This is a genomic window from Spirosoma endbachense, from assembly GCF_010233585.1.
Taxonomy (GTDB): domain Bacteria; phylum Bacteroidota; class Bacteroidia; order Cytophagales; family Spirosomataceae; genus Spirosoma; species Spirosoma endbachense.
Window position 1 is genome coordinate 1792131 of the sequence record NZ_CP045997.1, and the last position, 13736, is coordinate 1805866.

The following is a 13736-nucleotide window of genomic DNA, read 5'->3' on the forward strand; positions in this document are numbered from 1 at the left end:
CTCTCTGTCTTTTATCGTGGTCGTCCACCGCCCCGATTACCGCCCTGAGCGGGCTGCTGTTGGGGCTGCTGGCCACCATCACCCCCTTCACCGGATTTGATGTCGTCGTTTTCGACTGAACGGCCTTTCTTACGCTGTGGCTGATCGAAGCTCAGTTTACCAATTTTATAGCTAAAGTTCACGCGAATACCAGCGTTATACAGGCTCGTCAGACTATTCTGAGCGAAGATTGGTGACGATGATTCTGAACGAACGGTAAATGGATGATTAAAGAAGTTTTCGCCCGCAATACCGAAGCTACCCCGTTTATCTTTCAGGTCTTTTTTCAGGCCAAGGCTATAGAAAGCGAACCCGCCCTGAGAGCCCTGCAACTGAACCTGTTTACCCCGGATAAATCCGAATCCCTGTAGCCCCCAACCATTTTTAAGGGTCAGGCCCGTGAAGAAGCGACCCGTTACAACCCAGCCCGAATTCGTCGCGTTATAAATAAACGTTGAGCTGTTATTGGTCAGGTAGGCATAATATACATCGACTCCACCACCAATCTGCCATTTTGAGAACAGCGTTGCATTACCAAACACATTAGCCCCGTAGGCCGATTCTTTACCAATGTTGAGGTAAGTCGTGCGAATTACCTGCGATAATGCCGGATTGTTTACTTGCCCCACGCTCGATGTAACCGTATCCCGCACACTCGTTATCGAGTTATTCGTTTGCCGGGCAAACAAGGCCACATTCAGGTAAACGCTTTTGATATAAGCGCTGCTGCTCAACTCAAAATTATCGGTCAATTCGGGCGAAAGCAGTGGATTTCCCTGTGTGATATTCGTTGGGTTCGACGTATTGATGTTCGGATTCAGGAATTGGATACCTGGCCGTTGCAATCGACGGTTGTACGCTATTTTGACCGTTTTACCCCCTTTCAGCGACTTCGATATGTTAATACTGGGTACCAGATTGTTATAGCTCGGAATACCCAGATCCTGCCCTGCGGCTGCTCCCTGTTCGCCCGGTTGATTCTGGCTGTAATTGGCATTGATCGTCGTGTGTTCGTACCGTGTTCCAGCCTTAATCGTGTACTTGTTTTTGGTAGTCAGCGTATACGACACATAACCAGCCCCAATGCTCTGGTCATAATTGAGCGTGTTGGCAGTCCGGGTTGGGTCTGGCAGAAGTGCACCCGAACCTACACCGTAGTTATAACTGAACGCACTTTCTACCTGGCGGAAAATGCCCTTACCACCAAACTCAAGCAACTGGTTTTTACCAATCGGAGTCTGGTAATCACCCTGAATTGTTGTTTCCTGATTGTAACTGTTGTTCAGGTTCTGCTGACGGGCAACAATCGTGGCAAAATCTGAATTGTTCAGGATATCGGCCGTAAAATCATTGTTCCGGTTATTGCGGCTAAACTGCGCGGAAACACTCAGTTCCTGCTGTGGTTTGGCGTAAGTACGGGTGTAATCGATATTCGCATCTACCGTGCCCGACAAATCTTTTGTCAATACATTACGATCGCTAACGCGAGGGAAATAATCGCTCGGCGAGGAGGTACGCGTCAGAAAATTGTCCTGATTCTGGTAATTATTCCGGGCGCCATAACGAAGACTCGCCGTGATCGAACTGTTTTTGCTAATGTCGTAATCCCATCCGAGCGTATACTGACCGAAAATACCATGATTGCGCGTATCGGCCGTTTGTTCGGTTATGGTTGTGCCGTTGCTGCCGAACGTCCGTTGGGTGTTGGCAAATTTCCCAATTACGTTGTAGTTCGCCCGTCCGAAACCGCTCAGACTGAATCCCATTTTGCCCGTCCGTAAATTTCCGTTCAGACCCAGGTTGCTACCTCGGTTACCAACACCCGTATCGAGGTTAAGTGTAAAACCCTGTAGTGTCGTTTTCTTGGTAATGATGTTAATGATTCCCGCTGACCCTTCTGCATCGTACTTGGCCGAAGGAGAGGTAATTACCTCTACGGTTTTGATCATGTCGGCCGGAATTTGCTTCAGGGCATCGGCTACGCTGCTGGCCACGATTGTAGACGGCTTGTTATTGATAAGGACCCGAACGTTGCTACTACCGCGCAGGCTTACATTACCATCTAAATCAACTGACAACAGAGGAACTTTGCGCATTACGTCCGTCGCATCTCCACCTTTGGCGGTGATGTCCTTATCGGCGTTATAGACGAGCCGGTCTACTTTTTCCTCAACCAAAGAGGCCTGTCCAACCACTTCGACCTCTTTAAGGGTACGAACATCGGCTCCAAGTTTAACCGTCCCCAGATCAACATCGCCTTTCCGATTGAGCTTCACGCTCGAAACCGTTTTGTTCCGATAACCAACAAAGGAAATCAGCAGTTGAAATTCACCTTCCGGCAACTTGTTCAACGTAAACTTTCCTTTGTCGTCGGCAACGGTTCCATCGATTGGCTTTTTCGTTTTGGTATCGATTAGGGCAATGCTCGCAAATTCAACCGGTTTATTGGTCGTTGAATCCACAACCACACCCGTTAGCTTGGCATTTCCACGGGGCGAGTCATCGCTGGAAGTACCGGGAATAGCCGCAGGAGGCCGCTGTCCTCCTGCTCCCGGAAGCGCTGGAAACTGCGCATGAACCGCGTTTGTCGCGGCTATAACAGCAGTGCCCAGCAATAAAATACGTAATTTCTTTTTCATAGTCAGGTTAGTCAAAATATACAGAATGATGAGTCCGGGAGGGTTCCCGGAAAAAGACAATTCGAGTCGCAAAAAAACGGCCAAAAAAGTGGTTTAGTCCCAAATACTACATAAGCGGATTGCTATGTATACAAACGGGATGGATTACTTAAGTAAATAATGCAGGGTGATTTTTCAGTTCAGGATACTCCATCGGCGCCATTACCTGAGGCACATCACTCGGCTCCGTGCGGGAGGTAATTCGTTTGCTGATACTATAGCTATGCATTTTTTTTGCCGGATACTGTTTCGCCAGCAATGCCAGGGCTTCAGCTTCATTCAGGTCTTCGTATAACCAGGCTTTCTCCTCGTCGGGTGTCAATACACAAGGCATCCGTTTTTTGGTATTATGGATAGCCGCCAGTAACGGATTAGCTTCCGTGGTCAGCAGGGTATAGGTCGGGACCAGCTCACCGGTTTCGGGGTCCGGCCATTCGTCCCATAAACCAGCAATCGAGGCTATTTTCTGATCACTTGTGCTGATGTAAAACGGAAACTTCTTGCTCCCCGACGTATACCATTCATAAAAGCCCGTAACCGGAATCAGGCACCGTTTGCCAGCCTGAGCCGCCCCCCGAAATGATGGTTTTTCGTAGATGGTTTCGGAGCGTGCATTGATGGTTTTCGTACGTATGTCGGAGGCATCGTCGCTACTTTTCGTCCAGCGCGGGATCAGGCCCCAATGAATCATCTGAAAGTGCTTCGGATCTTGTTTGGTTACAATTGGCCAGGTTGGAAACTGGTACGCATTGGCATGGTAAATAGGCTGAAATTCAGCAGACTCTGGCAGGGATGCCCCGTAGCGGGCTTCGAGTTCGGCGGCTTTGATGGCCAGTGATTTATGAAAACACATTGGTCTGAGAAGGTCACCCGCAGGCTTCCTGTTGATATACTAACTTAACCAGTAAATACCCCATCCGGTTATGCCGTTTACCAGGATTTCAGCGAACGGTCAGTGTAACTCGTCAAGTTCCTTAAGCTGCCCTCGTAACTCGTCAAGATAAGGGTCGGTAAACATCCCTGCCAGCGTTGCCAGCCCAATCGATAGCGCCGTCAATCCGATAGGCAGCAGTATAATCAGCAGGGTATTCATCCAGTCTTCAGAAAATTTATGAGCAATGGCAGGCAGCATAACCATCGAACCAGACAGCATTGCCAACATCCATACTCGCTTCATAAGTTTCGTATGGTGCGTACGAAATTTGATCAGGTCCAGCAATGCCTGGTATAGATCGTGTGTAAGCAGACGGGTCTTGCGGAGATTGGCCCGATGCTGAAACGAAAAATACAAACCGACTCCCGCAATAACCAGGTAACAACAGGCGGGAATATAGTGAACAGGCTCTGTGTAGTCGAAGGCATTTCCGGCAATTACGGCGGTAAAAAACAGAATGATCCCGATCAGAATCGCAAAGGCCAGCCGAAGATCCTGAATCATTTTATCGATTGTACTCTTCGAGCGATTTTGCAATACGATTTGCAGAAGTTGCTGGCCAAGCCGCTCCGTCGAATCAAGTTTCTGTTCGTAGGCTTTCCAGGTGATTTTAAATTCATCCAAATCCATTTTCGTATCTGTTTATTCGTTCGTTAACTCGACAATTTTCTTCAATTTCCCTTTTATACGATTCAGTTTAACGCCCACATTCGATTGGGAAATACCGGCAATTCTGGCGATTTCCTCATACGAATTGTCGTCTAAATACAGAAACACAATAGCTTTTTCGATAAGCGACAACTGGTCAATGGCGTGATAAAACTGTTGCATTTGCTGATCTCCATCCGGAGAAACAACACGTTGATCCAGATTTAACAGTTCCTGATCAAGAGGCACGGGTGCGATCTGGCGGGATTGCCGCCGAAACAACGAAATGGCCGTATTGAGTGCAACCCGGTACATCCAGGTAGAGGCTTTAGCCTCCCCACGAAAGGAAGGAAACGCCCGCCAGAGTTGGAGTACGATCTCCTGATATAGATCCTTCCGGTCCTCTTCATCCTTACCATAGAGTCGGCATACGTTCTGGATAATTCCGGCGTGGGCATTGACCGTCTGTATAAAATCGCTTTCCATCACGGCTTGGGCTTGTCTTTAAGCAGTTAGTCGCTGGCTTGATTAAAAACTTACACCGCAAACAAAAAAAGTCTACAGCCCGTTAACTCAACGACTGTGATAAGACTGTTTTATGTCCATTTCCGAGCAATCAAGTAATTCTAAAGCCGTTGAGGCACCGTCTCCTTCGTTAGCCAGCCTTGAACATGAAAGCTGGCAACAGCTCGCTTCGGCCCCCGAAAGCGAGGACAGTGCCTTTAAAACCATGATTGTTGCCACCTGCACCGATCATAGAGCCGATGCTCGTATGGTGGTATTGAGGCAAGTCGATACGGCCCGCAAATACGTCTGGTTTCATACCGACGCCCGTTCAGAAAAGGTGATGCAACTTGAAGCCTTTCCAACGGCTACACTACTGTTCTGGGACGAAAAACAGCAAATACAGTTACGCCTAATCGTTGAAACCCGGCTCCATACCGACGATTATGTAGCAGATGACCAATGGAAGACGCTCTGGACGGGTAGCCGGAAAGCCTATCTTTCTGCACAAAAACCGGGTAGTGTACAGCCAGCCGCCTATCCTGGTTTCCCTGAACACTTGGGCGAATCCTTACCAACTGATGCAGAGAGCGAGGCCGGGCGTAAAAACTTCGCCGTGATCGAGTGCCGGGTATTGTCGATGGAATATCTACACCTTAGCCGGAAAGGTCAGACACGGGCCCAGTTTCAGTATGAGCCAGAATCTAAAATGGTGTGGCTCGCCCCTTAATGACCTTTTGTGAGCAATTGGAATTGTCCTGTCTCTATTGCCAACAGACGTATGACTAGTGTTAAGGCACTCGGCAAATTCGGTTTACCGATACTGATCACAGTGGTGGGATTACTGGCTTCTAAAGCGGGGAAGTAAACAAGTTACTCCTTAACAGTCGGAAGATTGGCAAAAACATCGGCTTGTAAAATCGTAAACTGATCGATACGTACCTGCTCTGAAGGCTTGTCATAAATCGTTTGCGTCCAGACATTGAGCGTGTCAGTCCGCCGAAAAGTACTGATCGACTGGTCAAAACGGTCTACAATCACGACTTCCTGCAAACTGTCCATCTGCTCATATTTTGGCAGTTTATGGTACAGATCATAAGCCGCTGTCGATTCTGAAAGCACCTCAACCAGTAAATAGGGATTGGTAATAATGGCATTTGACCCCTGCCGGAATTTCGGAGTACCCTTTACCACTGTAATGTCAGGATTGTAATAGCCTTTACCTTCTGTGGTTAACACACCAACATTACTTCCGGCTACATAATAGTCCGTACCGCTGTACAGATTCGTCAGAAGTGTAATAATTCGGCCAATCAGTAATTCATGGATAAAAGCAGCTAATCCCATAATAATAATCTGGCCGTTGTGGTACTCGACCCGGTAGAATGTCTCGTGCAGGAAATCCATAAACTCATCCCACGAGGCCGGAACCGATACAACACCCCCAACAGCCAGTTTTTCAACTTGCTCGTCGGTTAGCTGAACTTTCTGAATTACCTCCATACTATCTTCCTGTTTTGGGTAAAGTTACAAAAATCACCTGCTATCCTAATCATCTGGCTCCATTTCCAGTTTTACCCCTTACAACTACTGCTCGACCCATGCCAACCAACGACCGCGCCTTTCGGTATGATCTCGACTATCGACAGCTAAACCTGCGCGAACAGCCCGAACTGTATCGCGTTGGGAAAGGGGAGATGGGTGTATTGCTGGTGCAACCTTATAAATCGGAAATCCTTCCCTTCTGGCGCTTTAAAACACCAGACATTGCTCGCGAATCGTCGGAGAAGATTTTCCTGTTGTTTCAGGACTACAAGCAAAAAGACGATTTTATCGGCATGGATATGGCCCGCAAATTTCTGCAAATGGGTTATACGCGGGCCAGGCGCTACGCCAATCATCGCACGGGCCAGAAATACGATGGACCTGTTCCGAACGACCAGAAGGGCCGATCCGGATCGCACGGTCGGGAACAACTCCCGCGCGACGAAGACCCGGTCAAAGCCGAATCGGCCCGGATCTTTTACAACAAGTATCTGGAAGTAAGGGATGATCCGGATTACCAGAAACTAAAAAAGGCGTGGCAGGAAAAATACGGATGATACACTATTCAGCTTCCATGCTTTATCTTTGCAGCGTTCAATTTTTCAGAACCCTTTAAGCCGTTCAATGTCATGTAATCGCGCACAGGTTTCACTTTGTGAATAGCCTTTACCACCCGGTAAAGTGCCTGTGATTCTATTGTCTTATCAAAACGCGATTAGCATGATTTCCCGAAAATACGGTCGTACGTATCATTACCCGTTTTCGCCCGGCACTACGAGCGACGACCGAATCAATCATCAGTACCAGACGGATCTTTCCCAGATTTCAACCCTCATTCATACCGAGAAGCTAGACGGAGAAAATAACTGTCTAAACCGGTATGGTGTGTTTGCGCGCTCTCATGCGGCTCCGACCCAAACACCATGGACGCGCCATCTTCGTGAGCGCTGGGCGATGCAGAAACATGACCTTGGCGATCTCGAAGTCTTCGGCGAGAATCTGTACGCTGTGCATTCCATTGCTTACCCAAAACTTGAGTCGCATTTTTATGTTTTCGCCATTCGGGACAATGATCAATGGCTGTCGTGGGATGAAACTCAGTTTTATGCCCAATTGCTCGACTTCCCAACGGTGCCCGTACTGACACATTGCAAACGGCCATTCGATCCTGTTCAGGTTGAAGCTACGGTCAATTACTGGGCATCCCAGCCGGGCACATTTGGGTCAGTTGATGCCCAATCTGGCCTGGAATGCACGATGGAGGGTGTAGTCAGTCGTAACATCGAGGCTTTTGCCGAGTTGGCCCATAACCGAAATGTATTTAAGTACGTCCGACAAGGGCACGTCAAAACCGACGAACATTGGACCCGGAACTGGCGACGAGCCCAATTAATCAACGAGCAGTCGAACGGTCTGCCTAACCGCCAATAGCTATGTGGACATTCACAACCGATAAACAATGGTCTGCCCTGGCAGCCCGTTTTCCGGAGATCAGCGATATGGAAGGCGTTAGGCAAGACCCACGCCATCACGCCGAGGGCGATGTGGCCATTCATACTCAGATGGTACTGGCAAGCTTGATCGCACAACCAGACTACCAGGCACTGGCTGCCATTGATCAGGAGTTACTCTGGGCAGCGGCTCTATTGCACGATGTCGAAAAACGATCGACAACGGTCGAGGAGCCAGATGGTAGTATCACGTCGAGAGGGCATGCCCGACGCGGTGAGCGAACCACTCGTAAGCTGCTCTATCTCGGCGAACGCTTACTGGCCTTGCCTTTCCCGGAACGCGAGCAGATTTGTAAGTTAGTTCGGTACCACGGTCTGCCCTTATGGATTTTCGAAAAGCCCGATCCGCTGAAAACATTGTTACAGGTAAGCCTGGAAGTCAATACGCAGTGGCTAACGATGCTGGCACGGGCCGACGTTCTGGGCCGGATTTGTGCCGATCAGGCTGATCTATTGTACCGGATTGATCTATTCGAGGAATTTTGCCGGGAAAATAAATGCTGGGGGAAACCGTGCCAGTTCGTAAGTAACACGGCTCGTTTTCACTACTTTAGTCACGATGAGGCTCACCCCGACTATGAACCGTTTACGGAATCGGGGTCAGATGTTGTTTTACTATCGGGTTTGCCGGGGTCTGGAAAAGATACATTTATAGCCCGTAATCTGGCCGACTGGCCTGTTGTGAGTCTGGACAATTACCGGCGTAAGCTAAAAATCAGCCCAACCGACCAGCAGGGAACCAGTCGGGTGGTTCAGCTGGCCAGGGAGGATGCCAAAGCTATGCTGCGGAGCCAGACCTCGTTTGTCTGGAATGCTACGAACCTGACACGCCAGCTCCGAAACCAGTTGATTGACTTATTCACGACTTATAAAGCGCGCGTTCGATTAGTCTACCTGGAAGCACCCTACCAACAATTAATTCGGCAGAACCGAAACCGCGAATACGCTGTGCCAGAGCCTGTTCTGCATAGGATGATTGACCGGTTAGAGGTTCCGGCAATCTGGGAAGCCCATCAGGTAGACTATCTGACACCTGAACGAATGCGGTAATCTTCCGGATCTTTACCGCATTGAACCTATTACTTTGTGTAGCTTTGTGCCTTCTTTACGAGCGTTGTGTTCTGTTGGTTTCTCCGGCACAATGCCAATAACGAAGGCACAAAGAACACTAAGACATCTATGCAACTCCTTGACGGTAAATTCCTTTCAGCACAAATCAAGCAGGAAATCGCGGCTGAAGTCGCACAGATACGCGAGCAGGGCGGTAAAATTCCGCATCTGGTCGCTATTCTGGTAGGAAACAACGGGGCTTCAGAAACCTACGTAGCTTCTAAAATGAAAAACTGCGAAGAAGTAGGCATGAAGTCGACGCTAATTCGCTTCGATCCGTCGGTTTCCGAAGAAGAACTACTGGCCAAAGTACGTGAAGTGAATGATAATTCTGACATGGACGGCCTGATCGTTCAACTTCCCCTACCCGACCATATTAATCCCGACCGTGTGATGGAGACCATCAACCCGGCCAAAGATGTAGACGGTTTCCATCCGATCAACATCGGCCGCATGGCCAAAGGTTTACCCGCCTACATTTCGGCAACTCCACAGGGTGTGCTGGAAATGATAAAGCGATATGACATCAAAACGGCAGGCAAACACTGCGTTGTGGTGGGTCGTAGCCAGATTGTGGGTTTACCAATGTCGATTCTGATGCAGCGCAATACGTATCCCGGCAATTGCACGGTTACAATTACTCACAGCCGCACGCAGAACCTTGCCGAAATTTGCCGGTCGGCGGATATTTTGGTGGCGGCTCTCGGCAAATCTGAGTTTATAACCGCCGATATGGTTAAAGAGGGTGCCGTTGTGATCGATGTTGGTCTGGAACGCGTACCGGATGCCACCAAGAAAAGTGGGTTTGCGCTTAAAGGCGATGTTAAATTTGATGAAGTTGCCCCAAAGACAAGCTTTATTACGCCTGTTCCTGGTGGTGTGGGCCTGATGACGATCTGTTCGCTGATGCAGAACACACTCAAGGCAGCACGGGGGGAGATCTATTGAATAGCCTGCTCGCCAAGTGCCTCGCCGGGTAGGTCGGCGAAAAACTCCTGAAGCAGTACGGTATTATCGCCGGCGATGCGAACCACATCGCCGGTTTTTTCATAGATCGTTTCGGTCCAGGTATTTACAGTATCCGTTCGACGGAAGACGGTAACGGATACGTCAAAACGATCTATGAATATTACTTCCTGCAGGCCGCCAATCCCTTGATATTTGCGCAGTTTGTGATTAAAATCATAGGCTGCTGTTGATTCTGAAAGTATATCAACCACAAAATAAGGATTGGTAATAATGGCCGTTGAATCCGTATGGAATACAGGCATTCCTTTCACGATGGTAATATCAGGATTATAATACCCTTTGCCTGCTTCTTTTAAGACGCCTACATTACTGCCAGCTACAAAATATCCCTTACCTTTTAACAGATGGCGCAGTATATCACCAACTGTCATAATTAATACTTCATGAAAAAAGGCAGCTAATCCCATAATAATAATTCGCCCATTGTGATAGTCAGCCCGATAGCGTGTTTCCTGCAGAAACTCCATAAAATCGTCCCAGGAAGCTTGAATAGCGATTACACCACCGGCTTCGAGTCTGGCTATCTGCTTATCACTCAATTGAATTTTAACGGCCGATTCCATACCCTTTCGTTTTATGTAAAGCTAGTAAAACTGGTCGACAATACCGATCAGTCCGTTTCCTTAACAAACTTTAACAACCTACACTAACCGAATCGGCCCGCTTTTTTGCGTATTTTTGGCGGCTACACACAAAAGCAGTCAGTTAATCTTTACCTATATGCAGTCTTTCAAACGCCTGAACACCCTCACGGGCTGGCTCGTTTTCGCTGTCGCGCTCTTTACGTATGCGAGTACAGTGGAACGTACGGCCAGTTTCTGGGACTGTGGCGAGTTCATTGCGTGTTCGTTTAAACTCCAGGTACCTCACCCACCCGGTGCGCCATTCTTTCTGTTGCTGGGACGCATTTTCTCAATGCTGTCGCTAGGCAACCTGACCAATGTCGCTTACTGGATCAACATGGCATCGGTACTGGCCAGCGCGTTCACGATTGCGTTCCTGTTCTGGACCATTACCATGCTCGCCCAAAAACTCCTGGACAAGCCAGAGAGTGAGTACTCAACCGCCGACACATTGCTGGTAATTGGTACAAGTGGCGTTGGTGCATTGGCATACACCTTCTCCGATACATTCTGGTTCTCGGCTGTTGAAGCCGAGGTATACGGCATGTCATCGTTCTTTACCGCTATCGTTGTATGGGCCGCTTTCAAATGGGAGCGCATTGAAGATGAAGCTGCGGCTAACCGCTGGCTGCTCCTGATTGCTTATCTGACAGGTTTGTCGATTGGGGTTCACTTGCTGAATCTGGTCACCCTGCCAGCGCTCGCCCTGATTTATTATTTCAAAAAATACCCCAAACCAACCTTTTGGGGTGGTGCCGCTGCATTTACGGTTGGTTTAATTATTCTGGGCATTATCAACTCGGGTATCATTCCGGGTTTACCCGGAATGGCCTTTGCCGTTGAGCGGTTGTTTGTCAACTCATTCGGTCTGCCCTTCAACTCCGGCATGTTTTTCTTCGTCATTGTTTTCCTTGGAGCGGTGACCTATGGTATAATCTGGTCAGTAAAGCAGAAACGGGCTGTCCTCAATACGTCGTTATTAGCGCTGGCGTTCGTGCTGATCGGTTACGCATCCTATATGCAGGTGCTGGTTCGGGCCGATTTCAATCCTCCGATTAACGAAAATGACCCCAGCGACGCCTTAAATTTCCTGTCGTACCTGCGCCGTGAACAATACGGGAGTCGTTCGCTGCTTTACGGGCCGGTCTTTACGGCCCGGCCAATCGATCAGAAACAGGGCGCTCCTATGTGGAAGAAAGAAGGCAATAAATACGTCATCTTCGACCATCAGCCTGAGTACGTCTATGCACCCGGCGATGAAATGCTGTTCCCAAGGGTATACAGTAGCCAGCAAAATCACCCCCAGCTCTATCGTCAGATGCTTGGCTTAGCCGAAGGGCAAAAACCAACCATGGGCGATAACCTGAAATACATGTTCGACTATCAGTTAGGGCACATGTGGTGGCGCTATCTGATGTGGAATTTTGCCGGTCGGGAGAGCGATGAAGAAGGTGCAGGATACCTCCTCCCCTGGTCATCGGATCAGAACGCACCCGATTTGCTGAAGACCAACAAAGCGCGCGATAATTTTTACATGCTGCCGTTCATGATCGGTCTCTTCGGTATTGTGTTCCAGTATTTCCGCCGTCGTCGCGACTTCCTGATCGTTGGGTTGCTGTTTCTGTTTACGGGAATTGCACTACAGGTCTTCCTGAACTCGCCCCCATCGGAACCGCGCGAACGTGACTATATTTACGTGGGTTCGTTCTACTTCTTCGCGATCTGGATTGGACTGGGCGTGATGGCCATTGCCGAAGGATTGCGAGCCTATCTCAAATCCGATACAGTCCGTAATGGTCTGGTTGTTGGCCTGGCGCTGCTCATGCCAATTATGATGGGAGCCAAAAGCTGGGATAACCACAATCGCAATCACCGCTATCAGTCGGTCGATTTCGCCAAAAATCTGCTTAACTCCTGTGCCCCCAATGCGATTCTGTTTACGGGTGGCGATAACGATACATTCCCGCTCTGGTACGTGCAGGAGGTAGAAGGTTTCCGCCGTGACGTTCGTGTCTGCAACCTGAGCCTGCTTGGCACTGAATGGTATATTCAGCAGATGAAACGGAAGACCTACGAATCGGATGCGCTGCCAATTTCCCTGGAGTTCGACAACTTCAATAAGGGAAAAAATGACATCGTACCATTCTATGAAGTGCCGGGAGTGAAAAACGGGATCGATCTGAAACAGTATATCAACCTGATCAAAACCAACAGTCCGGCCATTCAGGTGCCCCTAACCAGTGGTGATATGACCAGCGTGCTTCCTTCGTCGGTGCTGTTCCTGCCCATCGATAAGGCCGCTCTTGATCAGTCGAATTTTGTTCCGGCGATGTTACGGCCAATGGTGAAAGACACCTTGCAGTGGACAATCGGCAAGAAGGATCTCTACAAGCCTGACCTGATCATGCTCGATATCATTGCAACCAATAACTGGAAACGACCCATCTATTTTTCGAGCACGCTGGCCAGTGATAACTACCTGAGTCTGAAGAATTACATGCAGTTGGAAGGTTATGCGTATCGGCTTATGCCCGTTGCCGTACCGGGTGCCACCGACGGGTATGTCAATTCCGACATCATGTACAACAACATGCTGAAGAAAACCTTCTGGCGTGAATTCGACAATCCGGATGTTTATTACGATGAAACCTACAAAGGACCGCCGGTAATTTCAGCCCGCATTGCCTTCTTCCGTCTGGCCGATCAGCTAATTCGCGAGGGCAAGAAAGACAAAGCCCGTGAAGTGCTGGATTATTCGCTGAAGGTGATTCCGGACAAGAGCATTCCGTATGACCAGATTTCGTCAAATTACGTACGATTCCTGTTCACGGTTGGTGATTCGAAAAAGGCGCTCGAAATTGCGGATACAATGGCTTCCCGCGCAGATCAGAATCTAACATACGACAAAACCGGCAATCGGTTCGGTAATCCTGATGCTGACTTGTATGTCTTACAAACGATCGTAGAGGCTTGTAAAGAAGCCAAACAAACGGCAGCTGCCAATAAATACGAAGCTATCTTCCAGAAACACATTAATTCGTTCGGTTGATAGGTCGGATTTGCAAGAAAAAGACCCGATTGCACTGTGCGATCGGGTCTTTTTTTTATACAAAAT

The 13736-nt window shown here is 48.7% G+C and carries 12 protein-coding genes; 6 read left to right on the forward strand and 6 right to left on the reverse strand.

The features are described from left to right. Positions 1 to 11: 11 nt before the first annotated feature. From GJR95_RS07035 to GJR95_RS07050, 4 genes are all read right to left on the reverse strand, one after another. Complete coding sequence (locus tag GJR95_RS07035; RefSeq protein WP_162385201.1) at positions 12 to 2678, reverse strand: TonB-dependent receptor domain-containing protein; 2667 nt, start codon at positions 2676 to 2678, stop codon at positions 12 to 14. A 148-nt stretch (positions 2679 to 2826) separates the two neighbouring features. Further along, a complete protein-coding gene (locus GJR95_RS07040) occupies positions 2827 to 3570 on the reverse strand; it encodes an SOS response-associated peptidase (RefSeq protein WP_162385202.1) in 744 nt (247 codons plus the stop codon). Positions 3571 to 3669: 99 nt separating this feature from the next. Continuing rightward, positions 3670 to 4281: a hypothetical protein gene (locus GJR95_RS07045; protein WP_162385203.1), complete on the reverse strand. Its 612-nt coding sequence runs from the start codon at positions 4279 to 4281 to the stop codon at positions 3670 to 3672. A gap of 12 nt (positions 4282 to 4293) precedes the next feature. Then, the gene (locus GJR95_RS07050; RefSeq protein ID WP_162385204.1) at positions 4294 to 4785 is read right to left on the reverse strand and encodes an RNA polymerase sigma factor; all 492 of its coding nucleotides are present in this window, start codon (positions 4783 to 4785) and stop codon (positions 4294 to 4296) included. A 112-nt stretch (positions 4786 to 4897) separates the two neighbouring features. Between GJR95_RS07050 and GJR95_RS07055 the strand changes: the two genes are divergently transcribed. Beyond that, entirely contained in the window at positions 4898 to 5533 is a 636-nt protein-coding gene (locus tag GJR95_RS07055; protein ID WP_162385205.1) for a pyridoxamine 5'-phosphate oxidase family protein, read from the forward strand. A gap of 143 nt (positions 5534 to 5676) precedes the next feature. Here GJR95_RS07055 and GJR95_RS07060 read toward each other — a convergent pair whose 3' ends face one another. After that, positions 5677 to 6306 (reverse strand): Uma2 family endonuclease, encoded by a 630-nt coding sequence (locus GJR95_RS07060; protein WP_162385206.1) that lies wholly within the window; start codon positions 6304 to 6306, stop codon positions 5677 to 5679. A 98-nt stretch (positions 6307 to 6404) separates the two neighbouring features. Between GJR95_RS07060 and GJR95_RS07065 the strand changes: the two genes are divergently transcribed. The 4 genes from GJR95_RS07065 (at position 6405) to GJR95_RS07080 (ending at position 9917) form a co-directional block, all read left to right on the forward strand. Then, entirely contained in the window at positions 6405 to 6905 is a 501-nt protein-coding gene (locus GJR95_RS07065; RefSeq protein WP_162385207.1) for a DUF4385 domain-containing protein, read from the forward strand. Between the two features lie 163 nt (positions 6906 to 7068). Continuing rightward, positions 7069 to 7779, forward strand: coding sequence for an RNA ligase family protein (locus GJR95_RS07070; RefSeq protein WP_162385208.1), 711 nt, complete (start codon positions 7069 to 7071; stop codon positions 7777 to 7779). Positions 7780 to 7781: 2 nt separating this feature from the next. Beyond that, entirely contained in the window at positions 7782 to 8909 is a 1128-nt protein-coding gene (locus GJR95_RS07075; protein ID WP_162385209.1) for an AAA family ATPase, read from the forward strand. Between the two features lie 129 nt (positions 8910 to 9038). Beyond that, positions 9039 to 9917, forward strand: coding sequence for a bifunctional 5,10-methylenetetrahydrofolate dehydrogenase/5,10-methenyltetrahydrofolate cyclohydrolase (locus GJR95_RS07080; RefSeq protein ID WP_162385210.1), 879 nt, complete (start codon positions 9039 to 9041; stop codon positions 9915 to 9917). Here the strand turns inward: GJR95_RS07080 and GJR95_RS07085 are convergent. Further along, entirely contained in the window at positions 9911 to 10561 is a 651-nt protein-coding gene (locus GJR95_RS07085) for a Uma2 family endonuclease (RefSeq protein ID WP_162385211.1), read from the reverse strand. The genes GJR95_RS07080 and GJR95_RS07085 overlap by 7 nt on opposite strands. A 157-nt stretch (positions 10562 to 10718) precedes the next feature. On the opposite strand from GJR95_RS07085, the gene GJR95_RS07090 reads away from it, so the two are divergent. Continuing rightward, positions 10719 to 13670: a glycosyltransferase family 117 protein gene (locus tag GJR95_RS07090; RefSeq protein WP_162385212.1), complete on the forward strand. Its 2952-nt coding sequence runs from the start codon at positions 10719 to 10721 to the stop codon at positions 13668 to 13670. Positions 13671 to 13736 lie beyond the last annotated feature (66 nt).